Raw genomic sequence first — 20,398 nt, forward strand, 5'->3', positions numbered from 1 at the left:
ATGCTCGTTCGCAACAAATCCGGCCGGCAGGTCAGCCTCGCCCGGACCGTGGTGAATGACGACCTCTCCGTCGCTGCACTGGTCGTCTCATCCCATTACCGCGCCCAGAATGGCGCGCTCGACCCCCTCCGGGAAGTGCCGGTGCCCACCCCTGCTGACCCACCTGACCGCAGAATGATTGCGCTCTGGAGGGGCGTGAGTGTGACGGCGGCAGGAGATGCGTATTGCCCTGTGACACCCCCGTTCGTGCGACCCGTCGCCCTCCGGGTGGGCCCCGAGATCCGGCGCCTCCTCGTCTTTGGAGACCGGCGATGGACCCGCGGGAACGACGGCGGCCTATCGGTGACGGCGCCGGCGAAGTTTGACCCGATGCCTTTGTCGTTCTCTCGTGCTTTCGGCGGAAGCCATGAACTGGGGCCTGGCCTGTTCCCTGGTACCGACCTCCCGATGCCTCGGCTCCAGGTGGCCTATCCCCTGAATCCCGCCGGGGTGGGCTTCTACGAGAGCGTTGCTTCAGCCGAAGACCAGCTCCTTCCGAACATCGAGCTACCCGACCAGCTCGTGCAGCGGGTCGATGATCGGCCCGAGCCAGCAGGCTTCTCCTCCTGTCCGGAGCTTCCGGCCCTGCGGCTGACGGAGGACACGATGTCCTCGCGCGATGGCCAACCCCCGAGGGGCCTTCAGCCACTCTCCATCGAGCAGCGACTCTCTCTCAGCCTTCGCGCTCTCCACCACGCACCAGGTCGCCTCATCTTCGCGCGTGTCCCCGTGGGAACCGAGATGACACTCGATGGGCTCGGTGCCGCGGCAAGCGCGATCCGGTTCGAGGTGCCACGCTCGCCGATCCGTGTCGGCATCCGGCGTGGGAGAGGAGACGAAGAGATCGCGCCCTCGTTGCGTAGCGTTCACATCGACGCCCGCTCCAGTGTCGTGTCGCTGGTCCACGCCCACACCTTCCACCATCATCCCGAGCGCGCCCCGGACTGGGTACGCGTCATCGCGCGGGGCAGCGTATGAGCGCCAATTTTTACAACAACTGGGGGATGGTCACGGGGGTCGACGTCCACTTCTTCATCATCCCAGCCAAACCCCCCATCCTGCCCTGGCCGCTCGTGTTCGGTGCGCCTTTCGAGTGGGTTCCATCGTTCCACAGCAAGCGGACCGAGAGCATCACGTCGATGGATGCCTTGATGATCCAGGGCGGCTTTGACCTGTACCTCGTCATCCATGTCCCGCTCGGGCCGCCCCCAGGCGCCATTGCCCCTGTGGCCACCATGGCCAAGATACTGGCCCTGTCCGGCTCCAAAGCGCAGCTGGCAGTCCAGTCGGTCACGGGCGAGGGAGGCAAGCTCGCCTGCTGCATCGTCGGGATGTTGAGCAAGAACGTCGAATGCAATGACCCGATCGATATGCTGACGGGGAATGTGCTCCAGCTCAACACCGTGCAGACTCAGCCCACCGCGGGCGACTATGCGAGCGCTCTGGCCAGTTATGCGGTCGACGCTGCGCTTGGTTGGGGGATCGGCAAGGGAATCGAGAGGGGACTCTCGAAATTCAAGGTCCAGGATGCAGTGGTCGAGTGGTTCACGGATGTGATCATCAAGCACGTCTGGCGACGCACGCCCGACGTTGTGGGGGAACGCGTCGATCTTCCGAGCTGGGTCGGTGACAAGGTTCAGAAGTGGATAGACGGAGAGAAATGACCACGTCGTCCACCTCGTCGGCCCCGAGCCCGCACCTGTTCTCTTACCGGCTCCCTGGCGGGCCGTACCAGATCGGCCTCGTCGCCAAGCGCGCCTACCGCATCCCCCAGCGCGGCGCCGCCGAGCCCCTCGCCGACGTTCCCATCGTGTGGACCGAGCCCGACTGGATCGAGTCCCACGCCGTCCCTGGCACCCGCAGGTTCCTCCACGACAGCGACAAGTTCGCCACCGCCAAGCCTGCCACCGACGTCCTCCTCCTCGGCACCGCCCACTCCCGCCGGGGCAACGTCCGCGCCCTCGACACCGCCATCGAGGTCGGCCCCGTGCGCAAGACGGTCCATGTCGAAGGCGACCGCACCATCGAGCGCGCCCCCGACGGCGGCCTCCGCTTCGGCCCAGCCGAAGGCTTCGAGACCCTCCCGCTCACCTGGGAGCGTGCCTATGGCGGCCGAGACCTCGACGAAGAGCAGCGCCGCTGGCCCAGGCCCCGCGGCAAGATCGACCCCCGCGTGCGCCCTGACCCCAACGAGCCCCCGCACGGCACGCTCACCTACCCCCGCAACTACGTCGGACGCGGCTACCGCCTCGGCCCGGACGCCGAAGCCCGCCTCGTCGGCACCCTCGCCCCCAACCTGGAGGACCCGGCGCACCCCCTCGACGCGCGCCGCCTCGCCATCCCCGAGCTGATGGACTGGATCGATGGCCCCATCCCGGCCTGCTACGCCCCCATCGACTACTTCACCTTCCCCCGCGCCATGTTCGTCCTGCGCCCCGACTTCAACCCCCCGCGCCGGAGGCCCTACGAGATCGACCTCGGCGCCCTGCGCACCGAGGACCTCGACGAACCCGCCTCCCCGCTGCCCACCGGCGACCCGCGCGCCTACCTCTGCGCGCCCCCGGGCCTTGGATCCCACCGCCTCCTGGGCCACGAACCCGTCAAGCTCTGGAACCTCCACCGCGACCGCGACCTCGTCGCCTTCGACCTCCCCGGAGACCGCCCCACCGTCGCGCTCACCCTCCCTGGCGTCGGCGTGAGGACCCTCGAACCCCACCTCGCCACCGTCCTCCTCGAACCCGACGAAGACCGCCTCACCCTCACCTGGGGCGCCGCCCTCGACGTCGCCATGGTCTTCCCCGACGAAGCCCTCGCCGAGATCGGCGTCCACGTCCGCTTCCCCCGCTGACCTCTCACCCGCGTCGCGACCGAAGCCCCCCTCCAGTCGCGTGCAGACCGCGCTTCCCCCGCTCGCGCAGGCGACCTCTCACCCCGGCCGCTTCTGGAGCAGCTCCCGGTAGCGCCCCGTCAGGTGACGCCACCGCTGCATCAGCGCTGGATCGCGCGCGAGCTGCTCTTGCCAGCGCCGGTCCACCGCCCGCCAGATCGCCACGCTCGCCACCTTGTAGCGACCCAGCGCCTGCTCCCCGTTCGCTCCCCCGAGCGACCACTCCGCGCACAGCGCCGCGTACTCCTCCAGCGACAGCGACGGCAGCTCCTGCGGTAGTGGCGGCGCCTCCGCGGGCGCCCCCGACGCGGACCCCGCCTGCGCCCCGGCGAAGGGCAGGGGAGCGCCCGTCTTGATCATCCCCTCGGGCAACGCCGTCGTCTCCCCCAGCGCCCGGTTCACCGCGTGTGGAGCGGGCGACGACGTCGCCGGCGTCGTCCCACGCGACGCCTCCGCGGCAGCGGCAGCCGACGGCGCAATCCCCGCCGGACGCTCCGTGAACGGCAGCGGCTTCCCGCGCGGAATGGGCAGCGCATCCGCCGTCACCGCGCCTGGATGCGGCCCGACGCCAGCTCCACCAGGCCCTCCTTTCGCGCCCACCAGCGCTGGCGGCACAGGGGTGATCCCGGGCGGCAACGCCATGATGCCCGGCTTCTTCTCCCCCTCGGGCCCTCCCGACGACGCCCCCGCCGACGACGCCCCCGCCGACGAGAGCCCCGCGCTGCCACCCGACGGCGCCCCTGCCGCTGCCGACGCGGACGTCGCCCCTTGCGACGCCCCGCCAGCGGGCCCGCCCTCCTTGAGGTACGACGGCACGAACACCTGCCGCGCCGCCCCCTCGCCCGCGGTGACCGGCGCCTTCCCCAGCACCGGAGGCGGCACGAGCCTCGCGGCCGCGATCGCTGCATCGTCCACCGGCCGCAGATCCGGGAACGTGTCGGCCGTCGCCGGATCGTGCAGACCCAGCAACCCCGACGCTTCCCGCGCCCCCTTCGCATCACCCCCCGCACCCGACCCCAGCGCCGCGCCGCGCGCGACCGATGCCGCCGACGCCGCCGACGCTGAAGCCCCCAGCGCCGCCCCTCGTGCCGTCGACGCCGCCGACGCCGTGAGCCCCTTCGGCGCCGCCTCCTCGCCCCCGGTGGCACCAGGCAGCGGAGCGAAGTCCGGATCCTCCTCCGCCCCTGGCAACGACACCCCGGCGCGGCGTCGCAGCTCGTCGGCACAGCGCGCCCCGTACGTCGCGGCGAGCTGCGCGTCCCCCGCCGAGATCCGGTCGATCATCGCCTGCGTCCAGTGCGCATCGGCTTCCGCCCAGTCGCTCGCGCTCACCTCGGCGCGCGACAGGATCTCCGCCCGCGTCTCCGGATCGCGTTGCAGCCGCTGCGCCGACAGCTCCACCCATCGCTCGAAATCGAGCGGCGGCTCATCGACGTCATCGAACAGCGGATCCCGCTCCGTCCCTTCGCCCATCACGTCCGTTCCCTCGCCCATCGCGCCCAGCGTAACGGTGACCTCTCACGGCGTGAAGCGGGCGCGCGCGCGAAACTGGACCCCTCGGGATCTCCATTCTGGAGCCCCTCACCCGACCCGCGCCGCGCTACCGTCGCCTGACGATCGCAGCCTCGCCTCCGCAGCGATCCACAGCGCAACGCCGTTCGCGAGCACAGCACGGTCCGTGAGCGCGACGCCGTTCGTCGGGCGCGACGCCGTTCGTCGAGCGCAACGCTGTCCGTAGAACGGAGCGACCTCTCCACACCGCCCGAGGAAGCCCACCGATGTCCACCCACCTCAACGATCTCGGCCAACCCATCGGCTCCCCCTTGCCTGACTGGACCCCGCGCCCGCCGCCTGCGCGCGTGACCCTCGAAGGTCGGACCTGCCGTCTGGAACCGCTGGACCCCCAGCGCCATGCCGACGACCTCTTCGCCGCCTACCGCGCAGCCCCCGACGGCCGCGACTGGACCTACCTGACCGTGGGCCCCTTCGACACCCTCGACGACTACCGACGCCACGCCGAGCGCGCCGCGAACAGCGCCGACCCCTTGCATTCCGCCGTGATCGACCGCGCCTCGGGCCGCGCCGTCGGCACCTTGTCCCTCATGCGCCACGACCCGGCGAATGGCGTCATCGAGGTCGGCAACGTGACCTTCTCCCCCCTCTTGAAGCGAACCCCCCTCTCGACCGAGGCCCACTTCCTGCTCATGACCTACGTCTTCGAGACGCTCGGCTACCGCCGCTACGAGTGGAAGTGCGACAACCTCAACGCCCCCTCCCGCAAGGCCGCCGAGCGCCTCGGCTTCACCTTCGAGGGCATCTTCCGCCAAGCCGTCGTCACCAAGGGCCGCAACCGCGACACCGCCTGGTACGCCCTCCTCGACGCGGACTGGCCGCCCCTTCAGCGCGCCTTCCAGGCGTGGCTCGCCCCCGAGAACTTCGACGCGCAAGGCCAGCAGCGGCGTTCCCTGTCCGAACTCCGCTCCCGCTGACCCGCTGACCGCTGCGCCTCCAGGCCATCTGAGGGCGTTTGCGCCGCGTCGTGTTTCCGGACGCGCCGCGCTGCCTCGATGCGACGCGCCGCCGAGCCTTGGCGTCGTACGAGCCTGCGCGTCGTCAGTGGTACGAGCCTGCGCGTCGTCAGTGACTGGCGGCGATGAACTTCGACCCGGATGCCGGGGGACCGTGGATCGCGGACGATCGTAGTTAACGTTCGGCGGAGATAACGCGCGTTGTGCAGCGAGACGCTGTGTCTGGCAGACACATCGGCAGGCAGACCTACCCGCCGGCCATTGCACCCGCTGGCAGACGCACCCTCGGAGAGCGCACCTGGCAGGCGCAGTGGATGGCAACCGTCCCCGCTTGCAGCCGTACCTGCTGGCAGAGGCAGTGGACGAAGTGCGCCCCGTTGTCGCCCTGGGAATCATGCCCATGGAGCTCGCGGAGCCGGAAGAGTGAGGGAGCCGTCCGCGGGACCGTGATGCAGGGATGAAGCTGCCTGACGGAGCTGACCCGGCGGAGATAAAAACTCAGAGACCCCCCTCAGTGAGCTGACCCCTCGGAGTTAAAAATTCAGAGAACTCCTGATGGGAGTACACCCTCGTGAGCTAAAAACTCAGAAAAATCCTGAGTGAGCTGACCCCTCGGAGTTAAAAATTCAGAGAACTCCTGATGGGCATACACCCTCGTGAGCTAAAAACTCAGAAAACTCCTGAGTGATTCCGTAAGGGGGAGTTAAAAATTCAGAGAACTCCTGAATGAGCTGACCCCGAAGAGATAAAAATTCACGCAGCACCTGATGTGGATACAGGGCGTTGCTTGGTCGATTCAGGGAGTCCCTGAAGGAACACCTCCTCGCCTGACCGCCGGGACGTAACGCTCACCAGGGAGCGTCGGTCAGCGTCTCCGGCATCAGCCGACCATCTCCGCGTCAGTCGGCGTCAGTCGGCATCAGCCGACCGTCTCGGCGTCAGCTGGCGTCTTCGGGATCGTCGGCGTCTTCAGCGAGCCGTGACCACGGAAACGGCGCTGGTGCGGGCTTGTCGTTCAGCCCGATGCGCTCTCCGTCGAGCGCGATCTTGCGCATCGCCAGCACCTCGACGTTGCCTTCGCTGGCCTGCAGGGCGACGGCAGCAGCTTCGGTCCGCGCTTCGCCGCCGATCGTCGCGTGCCGGTCGCCAGCGACCTCTTCGCGCAGCGCGCCTCCAGCGCTCACCGTCAGGTCGCCCTCGGCGCGCAGGGAAAGCTCGGGCGCGGCCAGCGTCATCTTGCGCGCGGCGGTCAGCTCCACCTCGGCGCTCGCGAACGACAGCACGGGGCCGGCATCCGTCACCTCGATGCGCAGCACCACCTCGCCACGACGACCACGGATCACCAGCCGATCGGCCGGCTCTCCCGCGCTGATCTCGTAGCGCCGCCCGGACGTGAGGGTCACCTCGGCCGACGCACGCGGCGCATCCACCTGCGCGAGCGCATCCCCCCGCGACGACGCCACCTGCGCGAGCACCCGCTCCGGTGCCCCTGCGCTCTCCGGCCCTGCCGCGGCGTGCGCCCCCCCAGGGCCCGCCGTAGCCTCACCCTCCACGGCAGCCTCGTCCTCCACCCCGGTGGCCTCGGCGGGCGCCACCTGGCCCCTGGCGTCGCCCCCCGGCCGGCTCACGGCAGCGCCACCGGGCTGCGGGCGAGGTACTCGTCGTAGGAGCGGATGGTCAGGTCTTGCAGCCGCTTCGAGCGCAGGGCTTCCACCACGGCGCGGGCGAGCTGCAGGTCGGTGATCAGGGGCAGGCCGAGGTCCACGGCGCGGCGTCGGATCAGGTAGCCGTCGGGGCGACCGAACTGGTCGTACTCGACGGGCACGTTGATCACGAGGTCGACCTTGCCCTCGTCCATGGCTTGCATCGCGGTCTCTCCCTCGTCGGGTTGCTTCGCGAGGGAGGTGCAGGCGATGCCCACGGCGCGCAGGGCTTCGGCGGTGCCGGGGGTGGCGTAGATGGGGAGCTTCAGCTGGTCGGCGATCACGCGGGCTTCGTCGGCGAACCAGTACTTGTCTTGCAGGGGGCCGAGGGAGAGGAGCACGCCCTTCTGTGGGATGCGGAAGCCGGTGGCGAGGAGGGCGTGCAGGAGGGCTTCGTGCAGGTCGTCGCCGAAGCAGCCCACCTCGCCGGTGCTCGACATCTCGACGCCGAGCATCGGGTCGGCGCCGGTGAGGCGCGAGAAGGAGAACATGGGCGCTTTCACGGCCACGTAGTCGAGGTCGAGGCTGTGGCTCTCCACCTTGCGAGCGACGCCGAGCATGCGCCGGGTCGCTTCGGCGACGAAGTTCACGCCGGTCACCTTGGAGACGAAGGGGAAGCTGCGCGAGGCGCGCAGGTTGCACTCGATGACCTTCACGTCGTTCATCTTGGCGAGGAACTGGATGTTGAAGGGGCCGGTGATCGACAGGGCGCGGGCGATCTTCTGGGCGATCTGGCGCACGCGGCGGATGGTGGCGATGTAGAGGGACTGCGGGGGCAGGACCAGGGTGGCGTCGCCGCTGTGCACGCCGGCGTTCTCGATGTGCTCGCTGATGGCGGCGAGGACGATCTCGCCGCGGTCGGCGACGGCGTCGATCTCCACCTCGCGGGCGTGGGTCTCGAACTTGGACACGACGACGGGGTGGGTGGGGCCGACGGCCTTGGCGCGGGCGAGGATGCGGCGCAGCTCGTTGGGCTCGTGGGCGACGCTCATCGCGGCGCCGCTGAGCACGTAGCTGGGGCGCACGAGGACGGGGAAGCCGCCGACCTGGTTCACGATGTCCATGGCGGCGTCGACGTCGGTGACGTGCGCCCAGCGGGGCTGGTCGACGCCGAGCTGGTCGAGGAGATCGCTGAACTTCTTGCGGTCTTCGGCGGCGTCGATGCTGGCGGCGCTGGTGCCGAGGATGCGCGCGCCGGCCTGGTGCAGGCGCAGGGCGAGGTTGTTCGGCACCTGGCCGCCCATGCTCACCACGATCCCGTAGGGCTGCTCGCGCTCGTAGATGTCGAGCACGCTCTCGAAGCTGATCTCGTCGAAGATCAGCTTGTCGCACGTGTCGTAGTCGGTGCTGACCGTCTCCGGGTTGTAGTTGACCATGATGGTCTCGTAGCCAAGCTCGGAGGCGGCCCGGATCGCGTTGACGCAGCACCAGTCGAACTCGACGCTCGATCCGATGCGGTAGGCGCCGGAGCCGAGGACCATGATCTTCTTGCGCCAGGAGGGCGACACGTCGGACGCGGCGGCGTGGTAGCTGGAGTAGAGGTAGTTCGTCTCCGCGGGGAACTCGGCGGCGGTCGTGTCGATCTGCGCGAGGTGCGGGACGATGCCGAAGCGCTTGCGCAGCATGCGGATCGAGCCGCGCGGGGCGCCGGTGAGGGTGCCGATCATGCGGTCGCTGAGGCCGAGCTGCTTGGCGCGGCGGAGGACGCCTTCCTCGATGGCCTCCTCGGGCGGGGGCGGGCTCGCCAGGGTGGGCGGTGGCACCGTGGCGCGCGAGGGCGGGGCTGAGGGCGAGCCGTTCGACGAGGGGGCGACGGACGGGGAGCGCACGGGGCTCGGCGGGGCGACGGGGCGCGGGGGCGGGCCGGGGCGGAGGGCCGACAGCTCGCGGTGCATGTCGACGATGGGCTCGATCTGGTCGAGGAACCAGCGGTCGATCTTGGTGAGATCGTGGATCTCGTCGACGCTCATGCCTTCCCACAGCGCGCGCGCGACGGCGAAGATGCGGAAGGGGGTGGCGTTCACGAGCTGGTCGCGGAGATCGGGCAGCTCGAAGGCGAGGGGATCGAGGCCCTTCACGCCGATGTCGAGCATGCGGATGGCCTTCTGGATGACCTCGGGGAAGGTGCGGCCGATGGCCATGACCTCGCCGACGCTCTTCATCTCGCTGCCGATGCGCAGGGAGGCGCCCTTGAACTTGCCGAGATCCCAGCGGGGCATCTTGCAGACGAGGTAGTCGAGCGAGGGCTCGAAGAACGAGGTGGTGCGCCGGGTGATCGCGTTCGGGATCTCGGGCATGGTGTAGCCGAGGGCGATCTTCGCGGCGACGTAAGCGAGGGGGTAGCCGGTGGCCTTGCTCGCGAGGGCGCTGGAGCGGCTGAGGCGCGCGTTGACCTCGATGACGCGGTAGTCGGAGCTCTTCGGGTCGAGGGCGTACTGGATGTTGCACTCGCCGACGATGCCGAGGTGGCGCACCGTCTTCAGGGCGACGGAGCGGAGGAGCTGGTACTCGTGGTCGTTCAGCGTCTGCGAGGGGGCGACGACGATGGACTCCCCCGTGTGAATGCCCATCGGGTCGAGGTTCTCCATGTTGCAGACGGTGATGCAGCCGTCGCGGCCGTCGCGGACCACCTCGTATTCGATCTCTTTCCAGCCGCGCAGGCACTCCTCGACGAGGACCTGGGGGACGCCGCCGGCGAAGCCGCGCGCCACGGCCTCGGCGAGGACCTCTTCGTTCTCGACGATGCCGCTGCCCTTGCCGCCGAGCGCGTAGCCGCCGCGGAGCATGACCGGGAAGCCGATCTCGCGGGCGGCCTGCATGGCCTCGGCGGGGGTGCGGCAAGCGCGGCTGCGCGCGGTCTTGACACCGATCTCGTCGAGGCGGTCGATGAAGAGGCGGCGATCCTCGGTGTCGCGGATGGTCTTGATCGGGGTGCCGAGGACGCGGACGTTGTGCTTGTCGAGGATGCCGCTGTCGGCGAGCTCGAGGCCGCAGTTGAGGGCGGTCTGGCCGCCGAAGGAGAGGGCGATGGCGTCGACCTCTTCCTTGACGATGATGCGCTCGACGAGGTCGGGGGTGACCGCGCAGAGGTGGATCTTGTCGGCGAGGCCTTCGCTGGTCTGGATGGTGGCGATGTTCGGGTTGACGAGGACCGTGGCGATCCCCTCTTCCTTGAACGCCTTGATCGCTTGAGAGCCCGAGTAGTCGAACTCCCCGGCCTGGCCGATCTGGAGCGCGCCCGAGCCGAGGACGAGCACGCGGCGGGGCTTCTTGGGGAGGTAGGCGCCGTACATGGTCAGTGGCCTCCGCGGGTGTCCCGCGCGTCGTTGGACATGGCGCCGCAGAGGCGCAGGAAATCGTCGAAGAGGTACGCGGCGTCCTTGGGGCCAGGGTTGGCCTCGGGGTGGAACTGGACGCTGAAGAAGGGCCGGACGCGAGAGCGGATGCCCTCGTTGGTGCCGTCGTTGATGTTCACGAACCAGGGCTCCCAGTCGGCCGGGAGGGACTCGTTGCGCACGGCATAGCCGTGGTTCTGGCTGGTGACGTAGCAGCGGCGGGTGAGGAGGTCCTGGACCGGCTGGTTCACGCCGCGGTGGCCGTAGGGGAGCTTGAAGGTGTCACCGCCCGCCGCGAGGGCGAGGATCTGGTTGCCCATGCAGATGCCGAAGATGGGGCGGGTGTACGTGCCGAGGAGGCCGCGGATCTGCTCGACGAGGGCGGCGACGTCCTTGGGATCACCGGGGCCGTTGCTGATCAAGATGCCGTCGGCGAGGGCGGCGTGCTCGGCGAGGTTCGCATGCCAGGGGACGCGATCGACGGTGGCGCCGCGTTCGAGGAGGGAGCGGACGATGTTGTCCTTGGCGCCGACGTCGACGAGGAGGATGCGGAGCTTGCCGCCCTCGTGGAGGATCGGGGCGCTGGGCGCGACGGCCTGGAAGACCTCGCGCTTCATGTCGACGGCGTGCGCGCTGGTGCGGTCGAGCTCCTGGTCGGCCGGGAGGAGCCAGCCCTTCATGGTGCCGGCCTCGCGCAGCTTGCGGGTGAGGGTGCGGGTGTCGATGCCGGTGATGGCCGGGATGCCCTCGCTCGCGAGCCAGGCGCCGAGGGAGCGCACGGCCGCGTGGTGGCTGTACCGCTCGACGTAGCTCTGGACGATGAGGCCCTGGACCTGGATGCGGTCGGACTCGTAGGGGCCGTCGAGGGTGCCCGCCTTGCGGGGGGCGGGGACGCCGTAGCTGCCCACGAGGGGATAGGTGAGGGTGAGGATCTGCCCGCGGTACGACGGGTCGGTGAGGGTCTCGACGTACCCCGTCATCGCGGTGTTGAAGACGACCTCGCCAGTCACCGCGCGGGGTGACCCGAAGCTCGTCCCGACCATGGTGCTCCCGTCTTCGAGGACGAGCTTCATCCGGTGCGCGTTCATCAAGGCGGCGGGACTATCTTCCAAGCGGCCGGGTCACGCAACAGCACGCAGTGAGGGAGCGGCGGGCCTGCGGGCGGAGGCGGCGAAAGTGATGAGCCTCGGTCGAGCCTCTGCCACGCTCGGCCAGGCCGCACGGTATGCTGTTCGTGGCGACCCTCGGCCAGGGACAGCGGGGTTGTCCCGTGCGGGACACGGTCGCGTGGTGGATCGACTTGCTGTTCCGAGGCTCCTAGGTTTCCGGGGAAGCAAGAGCTGTGCGGGTTGTGGGGGCGGCCGCATAACCTGCTGGATCCAAGCTCCTCGACCCTAGCCAAAACGCGTTGGAGGTTTGATGCAGCTGGAGATCCTGAACCATCAGTGGATCATTGGGGAAGACGTCCAGCCATGTTGGCATTTCTTGCCATGCAGTCAGGCTGTGAAGCCGATGGGTGGTAAGCCTGAGAAGCTTATTGGGCTCCCATCTCGAAAGCCCTTCCTTTGAGGTCTCTGATGGCGAGGAAGGGCGTCTCTGGATGGGAACTACCATGGACGGTGATCAAGGTCGCCCGTGAGTCCAGCAGAGTGGCGTCTGGGCAACCCTGCACGTGGTTCGATGCCTTTGTTTGAAGGATGGGTGACTATAAATAATCACCGCCAAGAGCTAACTGCAGCTGTAGTACTGAAGGCGAGGAGGGACTAAGGCGTTCATATAGCGCGAGGGATACCACGCTACAGGTTGTAGGCGATGAATTTGGACGAAGATCGGAGTCAGTATGGCGAACTATAATTTTAACAAGTGGTTCCGTGCCATGCGCCACATGATTGCTCACTCATCGACAGCAGTTTGGGGCAGGCGGCGGAGCATTGCTCCTGGACAGAGTTCGTTCGTTAGTGGCACTGGAACCCTGCTAGAAATTCACGGCTGCCCGATAGTCATGACCTGTTTTCACGTTCTAGAACCGATTGATGACGACGTCATGTTTGCCACAGGACGCCTCACCGAACAGAGGGAACGAGTGCATAGTCATAGAGTGTATGATGAATCGATCGATCTAGGAGCAGCAATTCTAAATGATCGTTTTTGTCCTGGTGATCGTCGATTTGTTTCCGCGAGCGATGCGGTTTTGCAAAACATAGATCGTGGTGAACCTGTGATTGTTTATGGTTTTCCAATGGGTCACCGTAAGATCCAAGTAGGGGCCAAGGTTTCTGCCGACGAAAGGAAGGCTTGGTTCAAATCAATGACTTATCTCTCAGTGATAGGCTATGAGCGTTATAATACTGCGCTGCAAGGCTACTTTCCGACGATTGAGTGGCTGCCGGCATCACATCCAGACATGGTACGGATCCTTCAGGTTTCGATTCCTGCTGGTGAAGATATCGACCGACGCGGATTCAGTGGCGGACCCGTTTTCTTGGCGAATTCACGTAAGCTAATCGGTCATGTTACGCATGTTCGGCAAGATGGCGATAAATCATTTTTCTTCGTGCCAATTGCGCGGAGTTTGGATTCTCTTTCTAAGCGAATTAATACAGTGTACGAACTGAAAAGCTAGATGTTTGTTGCAATGAGTGCTCGTTTCCTGTAGTGGCTATTCGACTTGGTGACCGTGTTCTTTAGAGCGGCATCCCGGATCCCATTATGGTGCGAGCGCTGAAACGAGCCGGGCTCGTCCGAAAAAAAGACACTACGTTCCAGCGAGCAAGACCGGCCTCCGGTTCAACGAGCGAGGCAAGCGTTTCGGCGCCGCGCGCGTCGGCATGGGTCCACCAAACTGATTTTCATCGACGAGTTTGGAGTGAACCTCGGGCAAACACGACGCTATGGCCGAGCGCAGCATGGGCAACGAGTTTGCGGGCATGCTCCGGCCAAGACTGAGCCGAACATCACGCTGACCATCGGCTTGTCACTGCAGGGCATCGTGGCTCCCTTGGCCTCTGAAGGTGCGACGAACGGTGTGACCTTCGACACGTACGTTCGTACCCAGCTCGCTCCGCAACTGCACCCAGGCGATGTCGTCATCGCCGATGGACTCGGCCACCAGCGAATGCGCAGCGTGCGCCAAGCCGTGCATGACCGCGGCGCTCACCATTGGATCTTGTCGCCCTACTCACCGGATCTCAGTCCCATCGAGGAAGCTGGTGCCAAGATCAAGCACTTCATCCGAGCGGAAGGACCTCGTACGATGGCGGATGTCTACGAGGACTTCGGCTAAATAAGCGCAGGGCAGCAGCTCCTCAACGGATGCGGCAGGATGGTTCAGGCATCGCGCCGCGTACGCCTATCCTCGTACCAAACCATCTTGGCCGCCGCTCTAAGATCAAACACTTCATCCGAGCTGAAGGTCCTCGTACGACGGCTGATGTCTACGAGGCCCTCGGCCAAGCGCTGGGCAGCATTTCTTCAACGGATGCGGCAGGATGGTTCGGGCATCGCGCGGCGTACGCTTATCCTCGTACCAAACCATCTTGGCCGCCGCTCTAATACTACAGTTGGACTTGGCTCTTGGCGGTGATCATGCATGGTCACCCATCCCTCGAAGGCATCGAATGACACGCGGGGTTGCCCGGACGCCACCCTACTGCACGCACCGGCGGCCTTGACCACGGTCTGGGACAGCGCTTGGTCACACCTGCTCGAGCGCGTGGGCGTGCATTTCTCGCGTTCTGATGTGCGGACTCACGCTGGTGCTTACCTCAAAGGCTTGCTCAGCCCGGTGGAAAGAAAGAATGGCTGGCAGCTTGCGGAGGTCGTCGGCGACCAGACGCCCTATGCATTGCAGCACCTGCTGGGTCGAGCGCGTTGGGATGCTGATGCGGTCCGAGACGATCTACGTGGCTACGTCGTCGAGCATTTCGGCGATCCAAGCGGTGTGCTCGTGATCGACGAGACGGGATTCCTCAAGAAGGGCACGCACTCGGCGGGCGTACAACGCCAGTACAGCGGGACGGCGGGGCGTATCGAAAACTGCCAGGTTGGTGTCTTCCTCGCTTACGCCACACCGCACGGTCATACCTTCATCGATCGCGCTCTGTATCTACCTGCGTCGTGGCTCGATGACCGCGGTCGATGCGAGCGCGCCGGGATCCATGCGGATGCGACCTTCGCGACCAAACCGCAACTGGCCTTGCAGATGCTCGAACGAGCGCTGGATGCTGGGGTAACCGCTTCCTGGGTCGTCGGAGACGAGGTCTACGGTCAAGACAGCAAGGTACGACAGTGGCTAGAAGAGCGCCGGCAACCGTACGTGCTTGCAGTGTCCAGTCAGCATCGCATCTGGAGGGACTTTCGACGGCTCAAGCTCAGCGAGCTGGTGGACCAACTTCCTGCCAGGGAATGGCACCGTCTCAGCGCTGGCAATGGTTCCAAGGGACCACGATGGTACGACTGGGCGTACGCTTGTTGTGAAGGCCCGGAGCCCAAGTCTTGGCAACGCGGCATCCTGTTCCGTCGCAGCGTCACGGATCCGTCGGATGTTGCTTACTACGTGGTAGGAGCAATCGCCCCAATCCCACTCAAAGCGCTCGCCTGTGCGGCCGGCAGCCGTTGGACCATCGAGGAGAGCTTTGAAAGCGCCAAAGGCGAGGTCGGTCTCGATCACTACGAAGTGCGCAGTTGGACCGGATGGTATCGCCACGTCACCTTGGCGCTTTGGGCCCATGCCTTCCTGACGGTCCAGCGAGCCGCTGCAGACGCCGAAGCGCCGAGAAGAAAAAAAGTCCGCTTCACCGGCTCACGACGCTCCGCTGATCCCGTTGACGGTCCCCGAGGTCCGACGTCTGCTCTGGTGGCTCCATTGGAACGCGCCTCCTGAACCAGACGCCGTGCTGCGATGGTCGTGGTGGCGCCGCCACCATCAAGCGATAGCTCGCCGCTGTCATTATCGACGCCGAGGAGCACGGTCTGCGTAGGTACAACTGTAGTACTAACCGCTTCGACTGTCGGGAGCGACGACGTCAGAGGCGCCCGTCATAATATATATATATATATCATGCCTGGGGAGTTCGGCAGTACGCGTGAGTGCGAGCCCTGCGATCAGGCTTCGCTGAGGCGCAGGGCCCAGAGGCGCTCGCCGTCGGCCACATGATCCTTGTCGGCGGGGACGAGGATGAGGGCGTCGGCTTCGGCGAAGCTGGTGACGGCACCCGAGGCCTGGTTGGGGAAGAGGTGGGCGACGAGCTCGCCCGAGGTGACGTCGAGGCGGGCGCGGAGGAACTCGGTGCGGCCGGGCTGGCGGCGCACGGAGCCGCGGATGCGGACGGAGAGGCGCGGGGCGTGCGGGGAGAGGTCGCCCTGGAGGGCGCGGAGCAAGGGGAGGCCGAAGAGGGTGAACGTCAGCGAGGCGGAGGCGGGGTTGCCAGGGAGGCCGAGGACGTGGGTGGTGGCGTCGCCCTGGGTGGCGCGGCCGACGCAGAGGGGTTTGCCGGGCTTGATGGCGACGCGCCAGAAGTCGAGGGTGACGCCAGCGGCTTCGAGGGCAGGGCGCATGACGTCGCGGTCGCCGACGCTGACGCCGCCGATGGTGACGACGAGATCGGCGCCGCGGAGGGCGTGGCGTACGGCGTCGCGGGCGTGGTCGGGGTCGTCGGCGACGAAGGGGGCGATGCGGGCGATGGCGCCTGCTGCGCGGGCGGCGGCGGCGACGAAGTAGCCGTTGGACTCGGGGATGGAGCCGGGTTCGCCCGGGATGCCCGGGGCGCGGAGTTCGTCACCGGAGCAGAGGATGGTGACGAGGGGGCGGCGGGTGACGAGGAGGACGGGGCGATCGAGGGCGGCGGCGAGGGCGACCTTGCCCGGGGTGAGGCGGGCGCCGCGGGCGAGGGCGATGGCGCCCAAGGCGAGGTCGGCGCCGCGGCGGCGGATCCAGGTGCCGCGCTGAGGGGGCGTCTGGAGGGTGATGGTGTCGCCGGTGCGCTCGACGTCTTCTTGCGGGACGATGGTGTCGGCGCCTTCGGGGAGGCGGGCGCCGGTGAAGATGCGGCACGCAGCGCCGGGTTCGAGGGTGGGCAAGGGGCCGCCGGCAGCGCTCTCGCCGCGCACGGGGAGGGACCAGGGGGCGTCGCCGACGAGGGTGTCGAGGGCGAGGGCGTAGCCGTCCATCGCGGTGTGATCGAAGGGGGGGAGGGCTTCGTGCGCGAGGAGGTCTTCGGCGAGGATGCGGCCAGCGGCTTCGTCGAGGGGGACGCGCTCGGCGCCGAGGGGGGTGGCGGAGGTGAGGAGTCGGTCGAGGGCCTCGTCGAAGGAGATCATCGGTGGTGGTGGCCTCCACGACCCGAGGCGAGGGCGACGGCGTGGGCGAGGATGGGGGCGAGGAGCTGGTTGACGGCGAGGTCGAGGGCCTTGGGGCTGCCAGGGAGGGCGACGACGACGCGGCCGCGCATGACGCCGGCGAGGGCGCGGGAGAGGATGGCGTTGGGGCCGACCTGGTCCCAGCTCAAGCGGCGGAAGGCTTCGCCGAAGCCGTCGAGGGTCTTGTCGAGGAGGGGGGTGAGGGCCTCGATGGTGCGGTCGCGCGGGGCGATGCCGGTGCCGCCGGTGAGGACGATGGCGTCGGCGGTGTCGTCGTCGCAGAGGCGGCTCAGGGCCTCGGTGAGGAGGGTGGGCTCTTCGCGGAGGATGGCGTGGGCGACGAGGTCGAAGCCGGCGTCGCGGAGGAGTGCGCCGAGCAGGCGTCCGCCTTCGTCGTCGTCGAGGGTGCGGGTGTCGCTGAGGGTGAAGGTGGCGACGCGGACGGGGGGCCTGGAAGGGGCGCTCATGGGGAGGGGGCGCTCAGGAGGCCGTGGGTCGCAGGGCGGTGTCGGAGGTCATGTCGTCGTTCGCGGGCGGGGGTTCGCGGCGGACGGTGGCCTCGATGATCGTGATGCGGTGAGGCATGGTGAGGGCCTCTTCGAGCGGGCCAGGCGAGAAGTCGAAGCGCTTCTGGCGAAGGGGGCGCTCGGGGTAGATGAGGCGGAGGCGCACGTGGGGCGGGACCTCGGGCGGGCGCTCGGGGGCGAAGATGGTGCGCGCGACGACGCCCTCGGGGTACGGGGTGACGACGGTGATCTCTTCGGCGCCGCGGTTGACGAGGGTGTCGATGAGGGTGTTGTCGGCAGCGCCGCCGTCGACGTGCAGCTCGCCGTCGAGCCAGGTGGGGCGCGCGTAGACGATGGGGATGTAACAGCTCGCGACGATGACGTCGTGCATGTCACGGCGCTCGCGGCTGGAGTGGATGACGAGGCCAGGGGGCGCTCCGGGTGGCGTCACCTCGGCCGCGCGGGTCTTGCGGCGGAGGAAGGAGGAGAAGGAGCCGACGGCGAAGGGGACGGCGCGTGTGGTGGCGACGAGGAGTTCGGTGTCGGTCTGGTGCAGGCGTTCCTCGGGGAGGTAGCGCTCGAGGGCCTGGCGCAGGATGACGCTCATGCCGAAGACGCTCCGCTCGCCCTTGAGGTAGCCGAGGGAGGTGACGGGGGTCTTGGCCATGGAGCGCCACATGGTGGGGCCGTCGGCAGAGAGGCCAGCGACGGTGATGGCACCGCAGATGGATCCAGAAGAAGCGCCCGCGACGAGGTCGAAGCGCTCGCCTGCTTCGGCGAGCCTGGCCATCACCGCGAACTGGAAAGCACCCCGGCAGGCGCATCCGGGCAGCGAGAGCGCGCGCATCATGGGCGCGGAGCCTAGCCCAAAGCCGCGGACCGGTCACCGAAGGTCGGCGAGGTTCGGGGGTGGTCGTTCGTGGGCGGCGATGTTCGGTGGCCGTCTCCGTCAGGTGGCTTCGTCCGCGGCTGCGCGGCTAGCGGTGGCTTCGCCTCCGTCGCTGCGCTAGGGGAGGCGCCGTGGCAGAGCCCCTGATCCCGTTCATCAACGCGCCGGAGATCCCGCTTTCGTTCCTGGAGCACGTGCCGCTCCTGGGGAACTACATCAACCCGGCGAACCCGCCCTCGATCAAGCCGTTCGGCACGCTCGTGGCGCTCGGGGTGTACATCGGGTCGGTGATCGCGATGCGGCACGCGCGGGAGCGCAGGCTGGACGAGCGCAAGATGAACGAGTTCATCCTGTGGATCTTGATCGGCGGCTTCGTGTGCGCGCACGTGCTCGACGCGATCTTCTACCACCCGGAGCGGGTGCTGCGGGATCCGCTCTACTTGCTGCGGCTCTGGGACGGGCTGTCGAGCTTCGGTGGGTTCATCGGTGCGCTGGGTGGTGCCGTCGCGTGGAGGATCTCGCGTGCACACCCGATCCTGCCGTTCTGCGAGGTGGTGAACAGCGCGTTCCCGCTGGCGTGGGTGTTCGGTCGCGCGGGGTGCGCGTCGGTGCACGATCATCCGGGGCGGCTGTCCGATGCGTGGTTCGCGGTGCGGTGGCCGCACGGGGCGGGCTACGTGGGGCGGTTCGATCTGGGGCTCATCGAGATGGTGCTGACCATCCCGATGGCGATCGCGTTCCTGTGGTTGTGGCATCGCAAGCCGTTCCGGCCGCTGGGCTTCTACACGGGGATCATGTGCGTGGCGTACGCGCCGGTGCGGTTCGGGCTCGACTTCATGCGCGAGAACGAGTCGACGCTGGTGGGCGGCGATCCGCGGTACGGTGGGCTGACGCCGGCGCAGTGGGCGTGCTTCGGGCTGCTGGGGCTCGGGCTGTACTTCCTGCGGATGGCGATGAAGGGGGACGGGGCGAGCGGTGGCGGTGGCGCGGTGGTGCCCGCGGACGACGAGTCACCCGACAGCGAGCGCGAGAGCGATCCAGAGCCGCGCGAGGGCGGCGTGGTGGATGCGCCGGTGGTGCGGGGGTAGTCCTGCGTTCTTCACGTTCGTCCCGGGTCCGTTGCCAAGCGATCTGCGAAGCAAGCAGGGGTAGCGACCCTCGGGAGCGCAGGGGCCGAAGGCCCCTGATCAGGTGCTCTTGGGGTACGCAGTACTAGACCGCGAGCTGGGTGGCGTCGGCGCGGTGGGGGACGCGCTGGGGCATCCAGGTCTCGGGGGCGTAGCCCAGGCCGTGGTCCTTCACGTAGCGGCTGAAGAGGTCGAACCACTCGAGGCCGGGCAGCTCGCGGATCTTGGACTCGATGCGCGGGATCGCCGAGCCTTGCGCGCCGTCGAAGAGGAACGTCAGGACGTGACACGCTTCGGCCGTGGGGCACATGCCGTCGCCCACCGGTGTCCAGGCGATCTTCAACGCCTTGCTCGTCACGACCTGGGAGGTGCGGGAGGCGAGGAAGCGCCGGGCGCTGTGTCGATAGAAGGCGTAATGGCGGAGTTCCTGCTTCATGATCCGCTGGCAGATCGTGGTGAGCACGGGGTGGTTCACCCGCTCGATCAAGGCCTGGTAGGCGCTGTACGTCGTCAGCTCCTGGATGGTGCCCCAGACCATGTGCAGCGCAGGGAAGCTGTCGACGAAGACGTGAGAGATGACCTTCTGACCGAGCTCGTCGATGTACTCGTTGAGCGCGCGCTTGCGGAAGAACTTGTTCCGGTAGTCCTCGCCGATGTCCTCGCCGTAGGCCTCGAGGAAGCGACGGAACGCGCGGCCGTGGAACTCCTCTTCGTAGAGCCAGGCGGTGAGGAACGGGATGAACTCGGGCTCGCGCTTCGAGGTGTTCGTCTTCATCAGCGCCTTCGTGTAAAAGAAGGTCGATCCCTCGGTGATGAGGAAATAGCGGAGCGTGCGCAGGGCCTCGGGTGTGAGTGGGTAGCGGGGGATCTCTGCCCACGGGATGTCGGTGAGATCGACCTTCCCCGATGTCGTCATGAATCGCTCGATATCGAAATTCTCCGCCATAACTAAGACCTCGAACTGGTGTTAACATGGTTCGGGCGAGGACGGAGCAGGTCGGCTGTCGCTGATTTGCGGCTCCGGAGA

At 67.4% G+C, this 20,398-nt stretch carries 15 protein-coding genes and 1 pseudogene; 8 read left to right on the forward strand and 8 right to left on the reverse strand.

The genetic code is table 11. The features are described from left to right. Genes CMC5_RS18965 through CMC5_RS18975 form a run of 3 tightly spaced genes read left to right on the forward strand, consistent with a single transcriptional unit; the run spans position 1 to position 2,887 of the window. A complete protein-coding gene (locus CMC5_RS18965; protein ID WP_082362604.1) occupies positions 1–1,017 on the forward strand; it encodes a DUF2169 domain-containing protein in 1,017 nt (338 codons plus the stop codon). Then, positions 1,014–1,703, forward strand: a complete 690-nt coding sequence (locus CMC5_RS18970) for a hypothetical protein (protein ID WP_156338721.1) — start codon at positions 1,014–1,016, stop codon at positions 1,701–1,703. Before CMC5_RS18965 ends, CMC5_RS18970 begins: the two co-directional genes overlap by 4 nt. Continuing rightward, positions 1,700–2,887: a DUF2169 domain-containing protein gene (locus CMC5_RS18975; protein WP_050431753.1), complete on the forward strand. Its 1,188-nt coding sequence runs from the start codon at positions 1,700–1,702 to the stop codon at positions 2,885–2,887. Before CMC5_RS18970 ends, CMC5_RS18975 begins: the two co-directional genes overlap by 4 nt. Before the next feature lie 78 nt (positions 2,888–2,965). Here the strand turns inward: CMC5_RS18975 and CMC5_RS48550 are convergent, their stop codons facing one another. Further along, on the reverse strand, positions 2,966–4,420 hold the full coding sequence (locus CMC5_RS48550; RefSeq protein WP_050431754.1) for a hypothetical protein: 1,455 nt from the start codon (positions 4,418–4,420) through the stop codon (positions 2,966–2,968). 284 nt (positions 4,421–4,704) lie between these two features. On the opposite strand from CMC5_RS48550, the pseudogene CMC5_RS18990 reads away from it, so the two are divergent. Next, a pseudogene (locus CMC5_RS18990) lies at positions 4,705–5,406 on the forward strand (GNAT family N-acetyltransferase); the annotation flags it as partial. Positions 5,407–6,392: 986 nt separating this feature from the next. Here the strand turns inward: CMC5_RS18990 and CMC5_RS18995 are convergent. Genes CMC5_RS18995 through carA form a run of 3 tightly spaced genes read right to left on the reverse strand, consistent with a single transcriptional unit; the run spans position 6,393 to position 11,583 of the window. Continuing rightward, positions 6,393–7,082 carry a hypothetical protein gene (locus tag CMC5_RS18995; protein WP_050431757.1) on the reverse strand — a complete coding sequence of 230 codons (690 nt, stop codon included), beginning with the start codon at positions 7,080–7,082 and terminating at the stop codon, positions 6,393–6,395. Continuing rightward, positions 7,079–10,450, reverse strand: coding sequence for a carbamoyl-phosphate synthase large subunit (carB, locus tag CMC5_RS19000; RefSeq protein WP_050431758.1), 3,372 nt, complete (start codon positions 10,448–10,450; stop codon positions 7,079–7,081). The genes CMC5_RS18995 and carB overlap by 4 nt, the downstream gene beginning before the upstream one ends. 2 nt (positions 10,451–10,452) lie before the next feature. Next, a complete protein-coding gene (gene carA / locus CMC5_RS19005) occupies positions 10,453–11,583 on the reverse strand; it encodes a glutamine-hydrolyzing carbamoyl-phosphate synthase small subunit (RefSeq protein WP_425394839.1) in 1,131 nt (376 codons plus the stop codon). Positions 11,584–12,332: 749 nt separating this feature from the next. Between carA and CMC5_RS44690 the strand changes: the two genes are divergently transcribed. The 3 genes from CMC5_RS44690 (at position 12,333) to CMC5_RS42690 (ending at position 15,374) form a co-directional block, all read left to right on the forward strand. Continuing rightward, positions 12,333–13,115, forward strand: coding sequence for a S1 family serine peptidase (locus CMC5_RS44690; protein ID WP_156338722.1), 783 nt, complete (start codon positions 12,333–12,335; stop codon positions 13,113–13,115). A 228-nt stretch (positions 13,116–13,343) separates the two neighbouring features. Beyond that, positions 13,344–13,775 carry a transposase gene (locus CMC5_RS19010; protein WP_281180885.1) on the forward strand — a complete coding sequence of 144 codons (432 nt, stop codon included), beginning with the start codon at positions 13,344–13,346 and terminating at the stop codon, positions 13,773–13,775. Between the two features lie 306 nt (positions 13,776–14,081). Next, on the forward strand, positions 14,082–15,374 hold the full coding sequence (locus tag CMC5_RS42690; protein ID WP_245678508.1) for an IS701 family transposase: 1,293 nt from the start codon (positions 14,082–14,084) through the stop codon (positions 15,372–15,374). A 221-nt stretch (positions 15,375–15,595) separates the two neighbouring features. Here the strand turns inward: CMC5_RS42690 and CMC5_RS19020 are convergent, their stop codons facing one another. From CMC5_RS19020 to CMC5_RS19030, 3 genes are read right to left on the reverse strand one after another with little or no spacing between them, the layout of a single operon-like run. Next, complete coding sequence (locus CMC5_RS19020; RefSeq protein ID WP_050431762.1) at positions 15,596–16,810, reverse strand: molybdopterin molybdotransferase MoeA; 1,215 nt, start codon at positions 16,808–16,810, stop codon at positions 15,596–15,598. Then, entirely contained in the window at positions 16,807–17,316 is a 510-nt protein-coding gene (locus CMC5_RS19025) for a MogA/MoaB family molybdenum cofactor biosynthesis protein (protein ID WP_050431763.1), read from the reverse strand. Before CMC5_RS19025 ends, CMC5_RS19020 begins: the two co-directional genes overlap by 4 nt. Before the next feature lie 13 nt (positions 17,317–17,329). Further along, entirely contained in the window at positions 17,330–18,205 is an 876-nt protein-coding gene (locus tag CMC5_RS19030) for a patatin-like phospholipase family protein (protein WP_050431764.1), read from the reverse strand. A gap of 170 nt (positions 18,206–18,375) precedes the next feature. Between CMC5_RS19030 and CMC5_RS19035 the strand changes: the two genes are divergently transcribed. After that, a complete protein-coding gene (locus tag CMC5_RS19035; RefSeq protein ID WP_050431765.1) occupies positions 18,376–19,332 on the forward strand; it encodes a prolipoprotein diacylglyceryl transferase in 957 nt (318 codons plus the stop codon). A 124-nt stretch (positions 19,333–19,456) separates the two neighbouring features. Here the strand turns inward: CMC5_RS19035 and CMC5_RS19040 are convergent, their stop codons facing one another. Continuing rightward, positions 19,457–20,287, reverse strand: a complete 831-nt coding sequence (locus CMC5_RS19040) for an acyl-ACP desaturase (RefSeq protein WP_169796593.1) — start codon at positions 20,285–20,287, stop codon at positions 19,457–19,459. Positions 20,288–20,398 lie beyond the last annotated feature (111 nt).

Source organism: Chondromyces crocatus, from assembly GCF_001189295.1.
Taxonomy (GTDB): domain Bacteria; phylum Myxococcota_A; class Polyangia; order Polyangiales; family Polyangiaceae; genus Chondromyces; species Chondromyces crocatus.

What these genes read in the sequence shown, in the direction of transcription:
- CMC5_RS18965 (WP_082362604.1), top strand. Translation starts at nt 1, where the DNA reads ATGCTCGTTCGCAACAAATCCGGCCGGCAGGTCAGCCTCGCCCGGACC.
- CMC5_RS18970 (WP_156338721.1), top strand. Translation starts at nt 1,014, where the DNA reads ATGAGCGCCAATTTTTACAACAACTGGGGGATGGTCACGGGGGTCGAC.
- CMC5_RS18975 (WP_050431753.1), top strand. Translation starts at nt 1,700, where the DNA reads ATGACCACGTCGTCCACCTCGTCGGCCCCGAGCCCGCACCTGTTCTCT.
- CMC5_RS48550 (WP_050431754.1), bottom strand. Translation starts at nt 4,420, where the DNA reads ATGGGCGAGGGAACGGACGTGATGGGCGAAGGGACGGAGCGGGATCCG.
- carB (WP_050431758.1), bottom strand. Translation starts at nt 10,450, where the DNA reads ATGTACGGCGCCTACCTCCCCAAGAAGCCCCGCCGCGTGCTCGTCCTC.
- CMC5_RS44690 (WP_156338722.1), top strand. Translation starts at nt 12,333, where the DNA reads ATGGCGAACTATAATTTTAACAAGTGGTTCCGTGCCATGCGCCACATG.
- CMC5_RS42690 (WP_245678508.1), top strand. Translation starts at nt 14,082, where the DNA reads ATGGTCACCCATCCCTCGAAGGCATCGAATGACACGCGGGGTTGCCCG.
- CMC5_RS19020 (WP_050431762.1), bottom strand. Translation starts at nt 16,810, where the DNA reads ATGATCTCCTTCGACGAGGCCCTCGACCGACTCCTCACCTCCGCCACC.
- CMC5_RS19025 (WP_050431763.1), bottom strand. Translation starts at nt 17,316, where the DNA reads ATGAGCGCCCCTTCCAGGCCCCCCGTCCGCGTCGCCACCTTCACCCTC.
- CMC5_RS19030 (WP_050431764.1), bottom strand. Translation starts at nt 18,205, where the DNA reads ATGATGCGCGCGCTCTCGCTGCCCGGATGCGCCTGCCGGGGTGCTTTC.
- CMC5_RS19040 (WP_169796593.1), bottom strand. Translation starts at nt 20,287, where the DNA reads ATGACGACATCGGGGAAGGTCGATCTCACCGACATCCCGTGGGCAGAG.